Genomic DNA, 16,036 nt, shown 5'->3' with positions numbered 1-16,036 from the left:
CGGGTATTCTCGTCTTTTGCCGTAAGGTTGACAAATCAGGTGATTCGGCCTATATTTAATTACGTTAAATATTTCCTGTACGAAACTTCCTCGTTACTATATTGCTACTATGCTGTAAGGAGCTGAAATTCAGCATGTCTTCCCCCTCCCCTGAGTCAATAGATCGCCTGCAAGAGGCATTCCGCACGATTATGCGCACACTTGGGTCACAGTTGGCCGAGCCTGTGGCAGGTTTGACCGGACCGCAGTTTTATATTCTCCATCAATTGGAGCAACGCCAAAGATGCACCGTCGGAGAATTGGCCGATTCCATGAATGTCAAACCAAGCGCAATCACTGCCATGATTGATCGCCTGGACAAGCACGGGTACGTAAGCCGCGACCGCGATGAGGAAGATCGGCGCGTCGTGTACATCAGTCTTTTGGATCACGGAAAAAGCATTTTGACCAAAGCCAAGCAAAATCGGCTGGAGGCGTTGAAGCAACTGTTTGCTCATTTCACGGATGAGGAATGGGAGCAGTTCGTGTACATGTTTGAAAAACTGGCAGTTGCGGCTGTCCAGGAAGCAAGACAAAAAGGCGTGCATTCCGGGTAACCGGCGCACGCCTTTTCTTTTGACAACAGCTTAGGAGAAGAAGAACTTCTTCACAGCATGTTTGACTGTTTCTTTGTTCATGTGAGCGATCGAAGTGGTGAGCGGGATGCCTTTTGGACAAGCTTGCACGCAGTTTTGCGAGTTACCGCAATCGCCGATACCGCCATCCTCCATCAGTGCTTCCAGACGCTCATGCTTGTTCATCATACCAGTTGGATGCTGGTTGAACAGACGAACTTGCGAGATTGCGAACGGTCCAATGAACTCGGCTTTCGAGTTCACGTTCGGGCAAGCCTCCAGGCAAACACCGCACGTCATGCATTTGGACAGCTCGTACGCCCATTGGCGCTCAACTTCCGGCATGCGTGGACCTGGTCCCAGATCGTGCGTACCATCGATTGGAACCCACGCTTTTACGCGTTTCAGCGCATCGAACATGCGGCTGCGGTCAATCGACAAGTCACGTTGTACAGGGAATGTGCTCATTGGTTCCAGACGAATCGGCTGCTCCAATTTGTCTACCAGCGCCGAGCAAGCTTGGCGTGGTCTACCGTTGATCACCATCGAGCACGCACCACATACTTCTTCCAAGCAGTTCGATTCCCAGTTTACCGGAGCGGTTTTCTGGCCTTGTGCATTGACCGGATTGCGTTGAATCTCCATCAGTGCACTAATGACGTTCATACCAGGGCGGTACGGGATTCTGAACTCTTCCTTGTATGGAGTGCTGTCAGGGCTATCTTGGCGGGTAATAATCAGGTGAATCAATTTTTCTGCCATGATCAGTTTCCTCCTCTTTTAGTGCTTCTTGTCAGACGTATAGTCACGTTTCCGTGGTGCAATCAACGAAACATCGATGTCTTCATAGTAAATCTCTGGCGCAGTTGTTTCCGGGTTGTACTTCGCCATGGTTGTCTTCATGAAGTTCTCGTCATCACGCTCTGGGAAGTCTGGTTTGTAGTGAGCACCGCGGCTTTCGTTACGCATGAGCGCACCGATTGTGATCGCGCGGGAGAGAACCAGCATGTTCCACAGGTGACGGGTAAAGGAAGCACCGGAGTTGCTCCATTTGTTTGTATCGTTGATGTTGATTTTTTTGTAACGCTCCATCAACTCTTGAATCTTGGCATCTGTTTTTTCCAGACGGTCGTTGTAGCGAACTACCGTTACGTTGTCTGTCATCCACTCGCCAAGCTCTTTGTGGATCAGGTAAGCATTTTCTGTTCCGTCCATTTTCAAGATGCCGTCGTATTTCGCCTGCTCTTTGCTTGTGTAGCTGTCAAAGAGAGTAGAAGACAGGTCGTCCGAAGATTGGTTCAAGCCTTTGATGTACTCGATAGCTTTCGGACCGGCAACCATACCGCCGTAGATCGCGGACAACAGGGAGTTTGCACCCAAACGGTTTGCGCCGTGCTGGGAGTAATCGCACTCACCCGCTGCAAACAGACCAGGAATGTTGGTCATCTGGTTGTAATCTACCCACATACCGCCCATGGAGTAGTGAACCGCAGGGAAAATCTTCATTGGTACTTTGCGTGGGTCATCCCCAACGAATTTTTCGTAAATCTCGATAATACCGCCCAGTTTTACATCCAGCTCTTTTGGATCTTTGTGGGACAGGTCGAGGTATACCATGTTCTCGCCGTTGACACCCAGTTTCATGTCTACGCAGACAGAGAAGATTTCGCGAGTCGCGATATCGCGCGGCACCAGGTTTCCGTATGCAGGATATTTATCCTCCAGGAAGTACCAAGGTTTACCGTCTCTGTATGTCCATACACGTCCGCCTTCACCGCGCGCAGATTCAGACATCAGACGCAGTTTGTCGTCGCCAGGAATCGCTGTCGGGTGAATCTGGATCATCTCACCATTGGAGTAGATAACGCCTTGCTGGTAAGCCGCAGACGCTGCTGTACCCGTGTTGATGATCGAGTTGGTCGATTTACCAAAGATGATACCAGGTCCGCCTGTTGCCAGAATGACAGCATCTGCACGGAAGGATTGAATTTCACCGGAACGCATATTTTGCGCGGTAATCCCGCGACAGGTTCCTGTATCGTCCAAAACGGCTCCGAGGAAATCCCAATATTCGTACTTGGTTACAAGACCTTCTGCTTCATAACGGCGTACTTGCTCGTCCAAAGCGTACAGCAATTGTTGACCGGTAGTCGCGCCTGCAAACGCAGTACGGTGGTGCTTGGTTCCTCCAAAACGACGGAAGTCCAGAAGACCTTCTGCTGTACGGTTGAACATAACGCCCATACGGTCAAGCATGTAAATAATTCCAGGTGCTGCATCACACATTGCTTTTACAGGCGGTTGGTTTGCCAAGAAGTCTCCGCCGTATACTGTATCGTCAAAGTGCTCCCAAGTGGAGTCGCCTTCCCCTTTGGTATTTACCGCGCCGTTGATACCGCCCTGTGCACATACAGAGTGGGAACGTTTTACCGGAACCAGGGAGAACAGCTGGACGGGAACGCCTTTTTCTGCTGCTTTGATGGTAGCCATCAAGCCGGCCAAACCACCACCGACAATGATCAGTTTACCTTTTGCCATGATTGAGTCCCCCTATCCCTACAGAATGAAAGCCGACATCGCACGCAATCCGATGAAGGTTACAACTACGAATACGACCATAGTGAAGTATGTTGCAATTCGTTGGGAACGTGGTCCAACTGTAATTCCCCAGTGAACCAGGAACGACCAGATTCCGTTGGAGAAGTGGAAAACCGTACTGATAATCCCAATTGTGTAGAATACGATCATTGCTGGGCTGCTAAGAATGTCAGCCATCATGTCAAAATTTACGGTTACACCCATCGCTTTCGGGATACGTGTCGACCACACATGCCAAACAATGAAAATGAGGGTAATGACTCCTGTCAGGCGTTGCCACAGAAACATTTGGTTTCTGAAGTAACTGAAGTTCCCCACGTTTTGTTTTGCCTGGAATGCGATGTAGAGACCGTAAATAGCGTGGAACAGGATCGGGATGTAGATGAAAACGAATTCAACGATCAAGAGAAGTGGAACTTTTTCAATCAGACCAACAGTCTGGTTGAACGCTTCTGCTCCGTGGGTCGCTTGATAGTTGGCTGTCAAGTGAAACAGCAGGAAGAGCCCGATCGGAAACAAACCAAGAAGTGAGTGCAGCTTGTGACTGAGAAAGCTATGGCCTTTCGCCATACAATGGTCCCCCTTTCAGTGTATGTAGCGCTCTTTTATGGACCTTTCTCCCATATCCTAACCCATTGCCTACCCTATTAGACATGCCAAAAAGCCGTTAGAACCTCTCACGCCTAACTTTGTCGGAATGTGTCAAAATACGAAAAAAAGTTGGGCAAAACTTTGACCAAATCCAATTGTACTCTTGTCGACAGAGAGCGTCAAGACAATCAATAGACTAAATACATTGATAGAATAACTTTGTTCAATTTCACTATTTTTTCTATGAATCGGTCATAGAGTCCGGGCTTCTCTCATACTCTCTTACAAACAGGAGGGAAGCGCCATGAACCAAACCGATCAGCTGGCAGCACTGTTGCCGCCGCAAACGATTCCCGTAGCGGAAAGAATGAACATGCCCTACCTCGGCTACCATCTGCTACGCGAGACATTGACGAACAGCCTGCTCGGAGACAGCGAGAGTCCAATTTTGTACTGGCTGGGAAAAGACCTCGGGCGAAAAATCCCCATCCAGTCTTCCACAGGTCCGATTATGCCTTTTATTCGCCTCGGATTGGGACAGCTTGATCTTTTGGAAGAGTCTGCCGAAACCATCGTCTACAAACTCACCCATACGATCCACAACTACCAAACACCGGAACGCCTCAGCCGCTCCCTGTCGCTCGAAGCAGGCATCATTGCTGGCAGCATTGAGCAATGGAAAGGAAAAGACACCTTTGCCCGGCTGGAGGTCGAGAGCCGTTCTACGATCATGATACGCGCCCATACTCCAAAGTGATCCTTCATGCCAACCATTCGCAGCGCAATAATTGTCAGGACTGGCGTGTCTTGTCAGGTCAAAAAGATGCCCCCTCTGCCTACAGGCGAGGGAGCATTCGCTGCCTAGATTCCGTGCACCACTGCTGTCTCTTCCACATCGAGTCCGTATGCCGAGTGCAGGCTGCGGACAGCAAGCTCAGTCTGCCCGGCAGGAATGACGCAAGAAACTTTGATGTCTGAAGTTGAAACCATTTTAATAGAAATTTCTTTTTCTGCCAAAACGCGGAACATCTCGGCAGCCACTCCCGGATTGTTGACCATGCCGGAGCCTACGATGGACACTTTGGTCAGGTTTTGCTCGTAATCGACTTTTTCGAAGCCAAGCTCTGCTTTGTGGTTTTCCAACGTGTCCAATGCCTTTTTCAAGTCATCCGCAGCAACCGTGAAGGAAATATTCGTCACTGCTGCGTCATAGGAGCTTTGAATAATGATGTCGACGTTCACCTGATTGTCCGCCAGCGTATTGAACAGGCGGGAAAGAGTCCCAACCTTCGCAGGCATACCGACAACCGTGACTTTTGCTACATCCTCGTCATGCGCGACTCCACTTACTACTCTTCCTGTTTCCATGTTGGCAACCTCCTCAACGTACGTACCTTCTTCGGCAGTAAAGCTGGAGCGGACGACCAGCCGTACTTTGTATTTCTTCGCTGCCTCCACCGAGCGCGGGTGAAGAACTCCCGCTCCGAGATTCGCGAGTTCAAGCATCTCGTCGTACGAGATCGTGTCCAGCTTGCTTGCCGCTGGCACCATCCGCGGATCGGCTGTGTACACACCGGACACATCCGTGAAAATCTCGCATTTGTCTGCATTCAAGCTGGCGGCCAGCGTAACTGCCGATGTATCCGAACCACCCCGGCCGAGCGTCGTAATTTCTCCTTCGTCGCTGAGACCTTGAAAACCTGCTACGATCACAACACGTCCGCGGCTTATTTCTGCCTGGATGCGCTCAGAATCAATTTGTTTGATTCGCGCCCGGCCATGAATCGCTTCCGTCGTGATTCCAGCCTGCCAGCCTGTCAAAGAAATCGCATCGTAGCCTTTCGTGTGCAAGGCCATTGCAAGCAAGGCGATAGATACTTGCTCCCCCGTGGTCAGCAACATATCCAGCTCTCGCTCGGACGGGTAGGCGCTGATCTGTTTGGCCATATCTACCAATACGTCTGTAGATTTGCCCATCGCAGATACGACGACCACCACATCGTGCCCTTCTTCTTTGTAACTGGCAATTCGATCTGCAACTCGTAAAATTCGCTCAATGGTCCCTACAGAGGTGCCTCCGTATTTCTGCACGATCAACCCCATGCGGCTTCGCTCCCTTTTCTCATATCCAATGATTGTAGAATGTATCTTTTGCTGCCGTTTTATGAATCTCTCTATTTTTACTGGAAAAAGTCTGTATAAAAAAGGCACCGACAAGGAATAAGTACCTGCCGCTGCCTACTGTTTCGACATACCGGTTCCTCCCTCCCAATTACACGCGGTCCATGGCAGCACATGACAAGGCAAATCCCTGTCACCGCTCACATCGACACACCGTGAGATAGCTCTCCATCTGGCGCCGGTCAAGAGCCAGATGACAGTCCTGCACTTGTTCAATGCAGACCCAGCATGGAGACAAACGGGTTTTTCTCCACACTTCGGCGAATCCCCCTTTCCCGTTCCCTTCACAGATACCCGATCTCAGGGTGGTACTCATGGTTTTCGCGCCTCTACCTCACTCCATAAATGGAAGTGAGGCTAACTATTCTGTTTGAAACGCATTATATCATGGGAATCCGAGCGGTTCAATCGCTTTTTGCAAAACCGTTACGATTCCAGCTTGCGCAAATGAGTGATGATCTCTCGGGCCAGCTTGTCGCCGATCCCAAGCTGCCGGAAATCCTCCACAGTCGCTTCGCGCATTTTTTTCAGCGAGCCAAAATGGGTAAACAACAGCTTGCGCCGCTTCTCGCCGATGCCCGGAATTTCATCCAGTTGGGAGGAGAGCATCGTTTTCGTCCGTGACTGTCTGTGGAACGTGATCGCAAAACGGTGAACCTCGTCCTGAATGCGCTGTAGCAAATAAAACTCATAGCTGTCCCGCTTCAGATTCACGGGTTCTGGCGGATCGCCGTACATCAGCTGCGCCGTTTTGTGCTTTTCATCCTTCGCCAAGCCGCAGACCGGAATGTACAGCCCCAATTCGTTCTCCAGGACGTCCATGGCAGCGCTGATTTGGCCTTTGCCTCCGTCGATGACGATCAAGTCCGGCAATGGCTGGTTTTCCTTCAGCAACCGCGAATAGCGTCTGCGGACAACTTCGCGCATGGACCCGTAATCGTCGGGGCCTTCGACCGTCTTGATCTTGAACTTGCGGTACTCCTTTTTGTCCGGACGACCGTCTGTAAACACGATCATCGCAGACACCGGCTCTGTTCCCTGAATGTTGGAGTTGTCGAACGCCTCGATCCGGTGGGGAACGCCAATCCCCAGCACGTGCCCCAAATTGTGCACAGCCTGAATCGTCCTCGCATCATCTTTGGACATCAGCGCGAACTTCTCCTGGAGGGCAATGCGCGCGTTTTCACAGGCCATCTCGACCAGCTCGCGCTTTTTGCTCCGCTTCGGTGTCAATACTTTGACCCCGAGCCATTCGCTAAGCAGCTCCGGCTCGCTTTCCTCCGGCAGCAAAATTTCTTTTGGCAGCGCGTTTTGCTTGTCGTAGTAAAACTGGGTGACGTACGACATGAAGTCTTCGCTTTCGCCGCCATAGTATGGAAAAGAGGTCGTCTGCCGCTCGATCATTTTGCCCTGGCGCATGTAAAAAATTTGAATGCACATCCAGCCCTTTTCTACCGCAAAGCCGATAATGTCGCGGTCTACCGTGTCGGTAAACGTGATCTTCTGCTTTTCCATCACCGCTTCAATGCTCTTGATCTGATCCCGCAGTTCCTTGGCCCGCTCGAACTCCATCGCTTCTGCCGCCTGTAGCATTTTCTCGGTCAGGCTCTGCTTCATCTGATCATGACCGCCGTCGAGGAATCGGCTAATCTCGTCAACCAGTCGCTGGTTTTCCTCTGCCGAAACCTCGTACACACAGGGAGCAAGACATTGGCCCAAATGGTAGTACAAGCAAACCTGTTTGGGCATGTTGCGGCATTTGCGCAAAGGATAGAGCCGGTCCAGCAGCTTCTTCACCTCGGAAGCATCACCAGCGTTTGGATACGGGCCAAAATATTTGGCTTTGTCCTTCAGCACCTTGCGAGTAATCTCCAGACGAGGCTGTTCTTCATTCGTGATTTTGATGTACGGATACGTCTTGTCATCGCGCAGCATGACGTTGTAGCGGGGGTCATGCTTTTTGATCAGGTTGCACTCCAACAGCAGCGCCTCAATCGCCGAGGCTACCACAATGTACTCAAAATCGACGATCTCGCTGACCAAAAGCTGCGTCTTCCCGTTATGGCTACCCGTAAAGTAGGAGCGTACGCGGTTTTTCAGCACTTTAGCCTTTCCGACGTAAATAATTTCCCCGCTTGCATTTTTCATCAGGTAGCAGCCGGGTTTTTCTGGCAGCACAGCCAGCTTATCTTTCAACGAACGGTTCATGGCTGCTCCCTCCCTCGTTCTTTCATCTGCTATCGCTTTTTCATGACGGGCTGCTCCAGGACGTACAGCTCGTCTTCCAGTGCGCTCATCCGTTCCAGCAAAAGCTTGCGGCTATCCTGTACTCCCTGATTGTAAAAAAACGGCCCCAGTTCTTTGGAAAAGAACTCGATCATCTCTTCCGTTTCCAGATTGCCCAGGTTTTCCGAGCGTTGTTCAGCGAAAAACCGCTGTATTTTCGACACGAGATAGTCGCTTTGCTCTTTCGTCAATTTGCTTGGCATCAAATGACTTCCTTCCCTTATCATTCCTGCAATAAGAATGTACGTTCTATGCTCATAGTATCATGATTCGGCGGATTAGAAAACGTAGCTCCGGCATAATCGCAGCCCAAGCAAAAAAACTGCCGCTTCTCATTGCCAGCGACAGTTTGATCGTTCGTGAAAACGCTTTCTATTATAAGGAAGCAAAAAGACAGCATCCCTGCAGACATGAGAAAAGCGGCATTGGAGCGCCGCTTCTCATGCTGTCTGGTCGTTTATGCTTACAGGTGTTTGCCTACGGTTGCCATGAGGGCTTCTTTTGGTTGGAAGCCGATCACTTTGTCTACAGGCTGACCATCTTTGAAGACGATCAAGGTCGGGATGGACATAACGCCAAAACGGCCTGCGGAATCCGGGTTGTCGTCAACGTTTACTTTGACGATTTTGAGCTTGGAGCCCACTTCTCCGTCGATTTGCTCCAGGACAGGAGCGATCATTTTGCAAGGGCCGCACCAAGGAGCCCAGAAGTCAACCAGGACAGTACCGCCTTGCTCTACTTCCTGGGAAAAGTTTTGGTCAGTTGCATTTACGATTGCCATGGAAAGTTACCTCCTCGAAAAGTCAATTACTAAAACAAGGGTTCAGACGCTCCTACAGTATATCATCCAAAAACAAAAATGACTACGGCGCCCCGCACTTTGTGCGCACTTCACGCTATAGTCTATCCAGAGTGCCGCTCCCTTATTGTTGACCATTCGATTTATTGACCGACTTGCTTGATGCGGTTGATCTCCCGTTCATGGTCGCTCACCTTTTTGTGCATCAAACCGATGTCAGCTTCGATCAGCTTGTCTTGCCGCTCCAAACGCTCCAGGCGCTGGGTAGCATCATCGCGGAACTCGTACATTTCGTCGCGAAATGCGTACATCTCCGTTTTGAACTCATACATCTCAGCCTTGAACTCCCGCAGCTCCTGCTGCACGTCTTTGATGAGCCGATTGTTCTCCGCCACCATGTGAACCAGTTGTTGCAACAGCTCTTCACTCATGACGCTCACCTCTCCTATTCATTTATTATAACAACCGAGAACAGAATAAGGTAAGGGTTTGGAACAAAAAAAGCGCCCCGGGAGTGGGACGCTTCCATGTGTGACAATTGTTTCTTTCGCCTTACACCAACACTTTTTTGAACTCGGCAGTCAGCAGCGGGAGCACTTCGAACAGGTCGCCCACGATGCCGTAATCGGCCACCTGGAAAATAGGTGCTTCCGGGTCTTTGTTGATCGCAACGATCACTTTGGAGCTGGACATCCCGGCCAAGTGCTGGATCGCCCCGGAAATTCCGCACGCGATATACAGGTCAGGTGTGACGACTTTTCCGGTTTGCCCGATCTGCATGGAGTAGTCGCAGTAGTCGGCGTCGCAAGCGCCGCGGGATGCCCCTACAGCCGCTCCCAGCACCTCAGCCAAATCGTACAGCGGCTGGAAGCCTTCCGCGCTCTTCACGCCGCGCCCGCCGGAGATGACGACTTTCGCTTCGGACAAGTCCACTTTTCCGCTCGTTTTTCGTACGACTTCTTTCACGATCGTGCGCAAGTCTTTGATTTCCAGATCAACCGGAACGACAACAGCCGTTTTGGACGCGTCCGGCGTACCGATTGCGATATTGTTTGGACGGATCGTGATGAAAATTTTGCCGTCCACAAATTTGCGTTGTTGGAACGCTTTTCCGGCGTAAATCGGACGAACGAACACAGGTCCTGCTTCCAGGCTCGTTACGTCGGATACGAGGCCGTAGCCGAGCTTCGCCGCTACGCGAGGAGCAACATCGCGGCCGATTGCCGTGTGGCCCAGCACGATCGCATCAGGAGAGGCAAGCTCGATCAGCTGGACAAGTGCCTGCGCATAAGCGTCAGGTGTGTACTGAACCAGTGCCTGGTGATCCGCTGTATAAACTGTGCTCGCTCCATGCTGCGCCAATACTTGCGCATGGGAAGCAGCATCTGCCCCGAATACGCCTGCAACGATTTCGCCACCTTCGGCCAATACTTGCGCTGCGGCCAATGCTTCCAGCGACACATTGCGAAGTTGTCCGTCACGTACTTCTGTAAGTACAAGAACTTTTTTCATGGATATCCTCTCCCTCTCGCTTAGATCACTTTCGCTTCATTGCGCAACAGTTGCACCAATTCCGACGTTTGGGCCGCCAAATCGCCAGAGAGAATACGGCCAGCCTGCTTTTTCGGAGGCAGCGTCTGGTCGACAATTTGCGTCTTGGCCTGCACCGCTTCGGCTGTCAGTCCCAAATCGTCTGCACCGAGTCGATCCAACGGCTTTTTCTTCGCTTTCATGATCCCCGGGAGAGAAGGATAGCGCGGCTCGTTCAGCCCTTGCTGAGCAGTAATCAACACAGGCACGCTGGTTTCCACCACTTCGAGATCGCCTTCCACATCGCGCTCAACACGAACGGTGGTGCCGTCCACTTCCAGCTTCACAGCAGTGGAGACGTGGTTGATTCCCAGCTCTTCCGCGAGGCGAGGTCCGCCTTGGCCTGCGCCGGAGTCAACCGCCATTTGCCCGCCGATGATGATGTCATAGCCGATTTTGTTCGCAACCGCAGCAAGCACCTTGGCGGTTGTATATTCGTCGCCAAACAAAGACTCGTCATCCACCAGGACAGCTTTGTCCGCGCCCATCGCCAAAGCGGTGCGCAGAGAGCTTTCCACACGGTCAGGACCTACGCTGATCACCGTTACTTCGCCGCCATGTTCCTCTTTGAGCTTGATTGCTTCCTCTACCGCATACTCGTCGTAAGGATTGATGATGACTTCCACGCCATCCTCGGAAATTTGCCCGTTTTGGATCACGATTTTTTCTTCTGTGTCAAACGTCTGCTTCAACACAACCACGATTTTCATCAGGATGCCTCCTCCTTAATCGTTCCTCGTACTGGTGATGCCGCTGCTGCATGTGATTACTTGTCTGCAAACTGCGGTTTGCGCTTTTCCAAAAAGGCTGCAACGCCTTCTTTCATATCTTCTGAAGCAAAAGCTTCCCCGAATTTTTTCGCTTCCTGTTCCAAACCTTCCGCCAAACCTGTTTGCACCGTGTTGTGAACCGATTGCAGGGCGAGCTTGAGCGTAACAGCGCTTTTTTGCACGATCGCCTGAGTCAGCTTTTTCACTTCATCCAGCAAAATCTCGGCCGGATAAACCGCTTCCACAAGCCCGATGCGCAAAGCTTCCTCGCCGCCAATCATCTCGGAGGTGAGAATCAGCTGGGTCGCTTTTCCTCTGCCGACCAGTCGCGGCAAACGCTGCGTTCCTCCGTAGCCGGGGATCAGCCCCAGGTTCAGCTCCGGCAGACCGAGCTTTGCTTCCACGGCGGCAAAGCGTATATGGCAAGCCATCGCAAGTTCCAGTCCGCCACCCAGGCAAGCGCCGTTGATGGCGGCGATAATGGGCTTAGGGAATGTCTCCAGTCGATCGAACAACGCTTGACCACTTCTGGCCATCGCTTCCGCCTCGGCAGGGGCCAATTGGGTAAACTCTTTGATATCCGCTCCCGCAATGAAAAAGCGTCCTTCGCCAGTCAAAACAATCGCTTTGACGTCTGCGTTGTTTTCCAACTGGTCCAAAAGTTCACTCAATTCATCGAGCACCGCTTTGCCCAATGCGTTAGCTGGCGGGTTGCTGATCGTGACGGTAGCGACCCGATCAGCGATTTCCACATTCCAATGCGAATCCATTCCTCTCCCCCCAAACATCTATCCATATGAACAAACAGGCTATTTATGTTTTCTGAACGAACGCTCAGTCTTGCTGTTTCCATTGTAACAAACGTTCTCACACAAAAAAAGCTTTTCTTTCATTCTTTTCCCTTCATACCAAACAGGAAGAGGTTATGAATGGAATCAACATGAGAGACAAGGTCGTACTTGCACTGCTTCATGACCCAGGAAGTCGTCACTTCATCCAGCGTGCCGAAAATCATTTTGCGTGTCATTCTGACCTCCAGATCGGGGCGGAATACTCCTTGCTCCATCCCTTCCTGGATGACTTCCTCAATCAGATTGAAATATTGCTTCATCACTTTGCCGATGCCTTCGTTGATGAACGGATTGGCTTGGCGCAGTTCAATTTGCGTCACCTTTGCCAGCTCCTGGTCTTTCGCCAGTTGGCTCAGATGCGCATGCACGAGGACGTACAATTTTTGTTCAATCGTCGTCGCTTCCGAGATTCGCTTGCGGTTTTCGTCCACAAACTGTCCCATTTTTTCGTTGAACAAGGAAATCAGGATATCATCCTTGTTTTCAAAATAGAGGTATATGGTGCCGTCTGCTACCTTCGCCTCTTTTGCAATCTTCGATACCTGGGCGCTGTAATAGCCTTGTTTGGCGATTACCCGTACAGCAGCATCAATAATGGCTTGATACTTTTCCCCCGTTTTCTTTGCCATAATAACCTCCATCTTTACTCGCAGTGATGATAAAAAAATCCTGAAATGAATGATTATTCATTCATAAAAATAGTTTAATACACGAACCTGACGGTGTCAATCGCAAGTGCCGCGCGTCGACGAACAACGAATGCTTGTCCCTTTTCGCCCCACAAAAACGGCCGCTTCCCTCTCAGGATGCGCACCGCTTGACCCTGTCTTTCGTCAGCTTGTTTTGATCTCTTCTTGTGTTTCCCGACGCGCTTTGTCTTCTTCTTGCAGCTGCCTGCGCAACACTTTTCCGACCATCGTTTTCGGCAGCTCTGTGCGAACTTCGTACTTGCGCGGAATTTTGTAGGCGGCAAGCTTCTGGCGGCAATGCGCTTCCAATTCTTCCTCGCTCGCCTGCTTTCCGTCCTTGAAGACGATAAACGCTTTGACTGTCTCGCCGCGATACGGGTCGGGCACGCCGATCACCGCCGCTTCCTGAATCGCCGGATGCTCGAACAGCACTTCTTCCACTTCACGCGGATAAATGTTGAAGCCGCCCGCGATGATCATGTCTTTTTTGCGGTCGACGATGTAAAAATAGCCGTTCTCGTCCATGTACCCGACGTCGCCTGTCAAGAGCCAGCCATCTTTCAGGACGGCGGCAGTATCTTCCGGCCGGTTCCAGTAGCCGAGCATGACCTGCGGCCCTTTTACCGCCAGCTCCCCGATCTCGCCCTGTGGCAGCTCTTCTCCCGTAGCCGTGTCGATGATGCGGCAGTCGGTATCCGGCCAAGGCATGCCGATGCTGCCTGTGATGCTCTTTTCCCAGATCGGATTGGAATGCGTCACCGGCGAAGCTTCGGTCAGGCCGTAGCCTTCCACCAGCTTGCCTCCTGTCAGCTCCTCAAACTTGAGTTTGACCTCGATCGGCAACGGCGCCGAGCCGCTGACGCACGCGTCGATCGAAGACAGGTCGTGGTTTTTCAAGTCAGGGTGATTGATCAGCGCAATGTACATCGTCGGTGCCCCGGGGAACAAAGTCGGCTTGCGCTTGTCGATCATCTCGAAAATTTGTTTGACCTCGAATTTGGGCACGAGAATGATTTCGGCGGCAATACAGATTCCTTTGTTCATCACGGTCGTCATGCCGTAGACGTGAAACAGCGGGAGCACGCCCAAAATTCGCTCGCCGCCTTTTTTCAGCTTGTAAAGGACAGCCTGGCACTGGATCGCGTTGGCGATGAGGTTGGCATGAGTCAGCATCACGCCTTTTGCCACTCCGGTAGTGCCTCCCGTGTACTGGAGCAAGGCAATGTCCTTGTCCGGATCGACGGGCACCTGGACAGGTTTGACAGCGCTTTCTTTTATGACGGAAAGAAACGGTTCCACATCGGCACCGTATGTAACCTGCGGATTGTGCCCTTGTTTCTTTTGAACCAGTGGATACAGCCATTTTTTCAGCAAGGGAAGGAAATCGCCAATACTTGTAACGAAAATGCACTTGAGTGGAGTCGATGAGCGAACCTGCGCGACGCGTTTGTACAGCAAATCCAACGTGATGATGGTCTGTGCGCCGGAATCTTCCAGTTGATGAATCAGCTCCCGCTCGGTGTAGAGCGGATTCGTCATCACCACGGTTGCTCCTGCGAACAGCACGCCATAGTAACTGATTACAGCCTGGGGGGTGTTGGGCAGCATGATCGCCACGCGTTCGCCTTTTTGCACGCCGCGCTCTACCAACGCGTTGGCGAAACGGTAGGACAGCTCCAAAAGCTCCCGGTACGATATGGTTTTTCCCATGAAGTAGATCGCATTGTTGTCTGGGTACGACGCAGCCGACTGCACGAGAAATTGCGTCAACGGAATACGGGGGTAGTCCAGTGACGGTGCAGTTTCGGACGGGTAATTGGCAATCCAAGGCTTGGCATTTGACATGGTCATTCCCTCCATCCCTTAAATGGCCTTGCCCCTCCCCTATGATCGACATTCATAATCTCTTCCTTATCGCTATTGTATTCGAAAAATAATCAATTTTCCAATTAAAAACGTCTCCTCGCAAAAAAGACGCGCCCCTGCTCATGCGGAGTGCGTCTTCCTGCGTTTGTTTTCGCTGCGTATGTCACGGGTCATGGCTGCAAGGCGGCCTGCATTTGCTTGCGGACGCGCTCCCGCTCCGCAGTCGGAACGAGATGGTACCAGCCGACGATTCCGTTGTGCCAGATTCGTTCGTCCTGCCCGACCAGCGTATCTGTCTTGATTTTGTTCGGGGTCCCATCGCTGTAGCTAAGCAACAGGGAAGCGATCTCCTGGTCAGTAAAATCGGTTTTCACGTGCTGTCCCAAAATTTCCATCAAAGTAAACGCCTTGGAGTACATCTGTGCCGATGCTCCCTTTTGCGCCAGAGCAGCCAAAATCTCCTGCTGGCGGTTAATCCTCTGGTAGTCGCTGTCCTCTTTTCCCAGGTCGCTCTTGCGATAGCGGGCGTAGTCCAGCGCCTGTTCGCCGGAAAGCACCTGCAAGCCCGGCATCAGGTCGATGTAAGTGTCGTCCGTAGGGTCGCTGTATTTCATCCGCTTTTGGACTTGAACGGAGACGCCGCCAAGCTCGTCGACAATTTTGCGGAAGCCTTCAAAGTCTACGGATACATAGCGATCGATCTTGATGTCCAAAAAGTTTTCCAGCGACTCCTTGACCAGCTTGGGGCCGCCGAAAGCCATGGCGTGATTGACTTTGTCATGGCCTTTTCCCGGCAGTTCCATGTAGCTGTCCCTCGGGATGGAAATGAGGTAGACGGATTGCTTCGCCGGATGGACAGCAGCGAGCATCATCGTGTCAGAACGGGCGCTCTCGCCGTCGCGACTGTCCACGCCGAGCAGCATGACCACGAACGGCTTCAACGGCTCGGTTCCGGTCAGCAGATCGCGGGGCGGAGGCAGCGAGGCAGTTGCTTGCTTCGCACCGCCCGTCGTCTGTCCGCCGAGTGGCGCGTACCATTTTTCGGTCATCTGTTTGTATTGATAGGCGCTGTAACCGATGGCGAACAATGCCCCGGCCAACAGAAAGGAAAAGAAATGCAAAGCGATCTGTTTTTTGTATTGCTTCAAAAATGAAAAAAATGCCATGAAAAAGCCTCCCCCTTTGCAAGCACAGCCGCCAC

16 protein-coding genes and 1 riboswitch are annotated in these 16,036 nt (G+C 51.6%); of the genes, 2 read left to right on the top strand and 14 right to left on the bottom strand.

Going from position 1 to position 16,036, the window contains the following annotated elements:
* Positions 1 to 134: 134 nt before the first annotated feature.
* The gene (locus HP435_RS08545; RefSeq protein ID WP_063227190.1) at positions 135 to 596 is read left to right on the top strand and encodes a MarR family winged helix-turn-helix transcriptional regulator; all 462 of its coding nucleotides are present in this window, start codon (positions 135 to 137) and stop codon (positions 594 to 596) included.
* Positions 597 to 626: 30 nt separating this feature from the next.
* Here the strand turns inward: HP435_RS08545 and sdhB are convergent, their stop codons facing one another.
* The 3 genes from sdhB to HP435_RS08530 are packed head-to-tail and all read right to left on the bottom strand — an operon-like array spanning position 627 to position 3,782.
* Complete coding sequence (gene sdhB, locus HP435_RS08540) at positions 627 to 1,376, bottom strand: succinate dehydrogenase iron-sulfur subunit (protein ID WP_063227191.1); 750 nt, start codon at positions 1,374 to 1,376, stop codon at positions 627 to 629.
* Positions 1,377 to 1,394: 18 nt separating this feature from the next.
* Positions 1,395 to 3,152 (bottom strand): succinate dehydrogenase flavoprotein subunit, encoded by a 1,758-nt coding sequence (gene sdhA / locus HP435_RS08535; RefSeq protein ID WP_122963186.1) that lies wholly within the window; start codon positions 3,150 to 3,152, stop codon positions 1,395 to 1,397.
* 18 nt (positions 3,153 to 3,170) lie between these two features.
* A complete protein-coding gene (locus HP435_RS08530; RefSeq protein WP_063227193.1) occupies positions 3,171 to 3,782 on the bottom strand; it encodes a succinate dehydrogenase cytochrome b558 subunit in 612 nt (203 codons plus the stop codon).
* A gap of 325 nt (positions 3,783 to 4,107) precedes the next feature.
* On the opposite strand from HP435_RS08530, the gene HP435_RS08525 reads away from it, so the two are divergent.
* A complete protein-coding gene (locus tag HP435_RS08525) occupies positions 4,108 to 4,560 on the top strand; it encodes a DUF2507 domain-containing protein (protein WP_173598335.1) in 453 nt (150 codons plus the stop codon).
* 104 nt (positions 4,561 to 4,664) lie between these two features.
* Here the strand turns inward: HP435_RS08525 and HP435_RS08520 are convergent, their stop codons facing one another.
* From HP435_RS08520 to HP435_RS08470, 11 genes are all read right to left on the bottom strand, one after another.
* On the bottom strand, positions 4,665 to 5,906 hold the full coding sequence (locus HP435_RS08520) for an aspartate kinase (protein ID WP_173598336.1): 1,242 nt from the start codon (positions 5,904 to 5,906) through the stop codon (positions 4,665 to 4,667).
* Between the two features lie 231 nt (positions 5,907 to 6,137).
* Positions 6,138 to 6,324: riboswitch (Lysine riboswitch) on the bottom strand.
* Between the two features lie 86 nt (positions 6,325 to 6,410).
* The gene (uvrC, locus tag HP435_RS08515) at positions 6,411 to 8,192 is read right to left on the bottom strand and encodes an excinuclease ABC subunit UvrC (RefSeq protein ID WP_122963183.1); all 1,782 of its coding nucleotides are present in this window, start codon (positions 8,190 to 8,192) and stop codon (positions 6,411 to 6,413) included.
* Positions 8,193 to 8,221: 29 nt separating this feature from the next.
* The gene (locus HP435_RS08510; protein ID WP_122963182.1) at positions 8,222 to 8,473 is read right to left on the bottom strand and encodes a DUF2164 domain-containing protein; all 252 of its coding nucleotides are present in this window, start codon (positions 8,471 to 8,473) and stop codon (positions 8,222 to 8,224) included.
* Between the two features lie 260 nt (positions 8,474 to 8,733).
* A complete protein-coding gene (gene trxA / locus HP435_RS08505; RefSeq protein ID WP_063227198.1) occupies positions 8,734 to 9,051 on the bottom strand; it encodes a thioredoxin in 318 nt (105 codons plus the stop codon).
* 161 nt (positions 9,052 to 9,212) lie between these two features.
* Entirely contained in the window at positions 9,213 to 9,500 is a 288-nt protein-coding gene (locus HP435_RS08500) for a hypothetical protein (protein WP_122963181.1), read from the bottom strand.
* 121 nt (positions 9,501 to 9,621) lie between these two features.
* Positions 9,622 to 10,581: an electron transfer flavoprotein subunit alpha/FixB family protein gene (locus tag HP435_RS08495; protein WP_063227200.1), complete on the bottom strand. Its 960-nt coding sequence runs from the start codon at positions 10,579 to 10,581 to the stop codon at positions 9,622 to 9,624.
* Positions 10,582 to 10,601: 20 nt separating this feature from the next.
* On the bottom strand, positions 10,602 to 11,369 hold the full coding sequence (locus HP435_RS08490; protein WP_173598337.1) for an electron transfer flavoprotein subunit beta/FixA family protein: 768 nt from the start codon (positions 11,367 to 11,369) through the stop codon (positions 10,602 to 10,604).
* Between the two features lie 56 nt (positions 11,370 to 11,425).
* A complete protein-coding gene (locus HP435_RS08485; protein ID WP_173598338.1) occupies positions 11,426 to 12,199 on the bottom strand; it encodes an enoyl-CoA hydratase in 774 nt (257 codons plus the stop codon).
* A 119-nt stretch (positions 12,200 to 12,318) separates the two neighbouring features.
* Positions 12,319 to 12,909, bottom strand: a complete 591-nt coding sequence (locus HP435_RS08480) for a fatty acid metabolism transcriptional regulator FadR (protein WP_122963179.1) — start codon at positions 12,907 to 12,909, stop codon at positions 12,319 to 12,321.
* Between the two features lie 204 nt (positions 12,910 to 13,113).
* Positions 13,114 to 14,814: an AMP-binding protein gene (locus HP435_RS08475; protein WP_173598339.1), complete on the bottom strand. Its 1,701-nt coding sequence runs from the start codon at positions 14,812 to 14,814 to the stop codon at positions 13,114 to 13,116.
* Positions 14,815 to 15,005: 191 nt separating this feature from the next.
* On the bottom strand, positions 15,006 to 16,001 hold the full coding sequence (locus HP435_RS08470) for an LCP family protein (RefSeq protein WP_122963177.1): 996 nt from the start codon (positions 15,999 to 16,001) through the stop codon (positions 15,006 to 15,008).
* Positions 16,002 to 16,036 lie beyond the last annotated feature (35 nt).

Source organism: Brevibacillus sp. HD3.3A (assembly GCF_013284375.2).
GTDB lineage: Bacteria > Bacillota > Bacilli > Brevibacillales > Brevibacillaceae > Brevibacillus > Brevibacillus parabrevis.
The sequence above is the reverse complement of the archived record's forward strand: the minus strand, read 5'-3'. Positions and strand labels throughout refer to the sequence as shown.

Bases quoted from the DNA above. Each gene is read 5' to 3' on its own strand.
- HP435_RS08495 (WP_063227200.1), bottom strand. From the start codon at position 10,581: ATGAAAAAAGTTCTTGTACTTACAGAAGTACGTGACGGACAACTTCGC.
- trxA (WP_063227198.1), bottom strand. From the start codon at position 9,051: ATGGCAATCGTAAATGCAACTGACCAAAACTTTTCCCAGGAAGTAGAG.
- HP435_RS08510 (WP_122963182.1), bottom strand. From the start codon at position 8,473: ATGCCAAGCAAATTGACGAAAGAGCAAAGCGACTATCTCGTGTCGAAA.
- uvrC (WP_122963183.1), bottom strand. From the start codon at position 8,192: ATGAACCGTTCGTTGAAAGATAAGCTGGCTGTGCTGCCAGAAAAACCC.
- sdhA (WP_122963186.1), bottom strand. From the start codon at position 3,152: ATGGCAAAAGGTAAACTGATCATTGTCGGTGGTGGTTTGGCCGGCTTG.
- HP435_RS08545 (WP_063227190.1), top strand. From the start codon at position 135: ATGTCTTCCCCCTCCCCTGAGTCAATAGATCGCCTGCAAGAGGCATTC.
- HP435_RS08530 (WP_063227193.1), bottom strand. From the start codon at position 3,782: ATGGCGAAAGGCCATAGCTTTCTCAGTCACAAGCTGCACTCACTTCTT.
- HP435_RS08470 (WP_122963177.1), bottom strand. From the start codon at position 16,001: ATGGCATTTTTTTCATTTTTGAAGCAATACAAAAAACAGATCGCTTTG.
- HP435_RS08475 (WP_173598339.1), bottom strand. From the start codon at position 14,814: ATGTCAAATGCCAAGCCTTGGATTGCCAATTACCCGTCCGAAACTGCA.
- HP435_RS08525 (WP_173598335.1), top strand. From the start codon at position 4,108: ATGAACCAAACCGATCAGCTGGCAGCACTGTTGCCGCCGCAAACGATT.
- HP435_RS08490 (WP_173598337.1), bottom strand. From the start codon at position 11,369: ATGAAAATCGTGGTTGTGTTGAAGCAGACGTTTGACACAGAAGAAAAA.
- HP435_RS08485 (WP_173598338.1), bottom strand. From the start codon at position 12,199: ATGGATTCGCATTGGAATGTGGAAATCGCTGATCGGGTCGCTACCGTC.
- HP435_RS08520 (WP_173598336.1), bottom strand. From the start codon at position 5,906: ATGGGGTTGATCGTGCAGAAATACGGAGGCACCTCTGTAGGGACCATT.
- sdhB (WP_063227191.1), bottom strand. From the start codon at position 1,376: ATGGCAGAAAAATTGATTCACCTGATTATTACCCGCCAAGATAGCCCT.
- HP435_RS08480 (WP_122963179.1), bottom strand. From the start codon at position 12,909: ATGGCAAAGAAAACGGGGGAAAAGTATCAAGCCATTATTGATGCTGCT.
- HP435_RS08500 (WP_122963181.1), bottom strand. From the start codon at position 9,500: ATGAGTGAAGAGCTGTTGCAACAACTGGTTCACATGGTGGCGGAGAAC.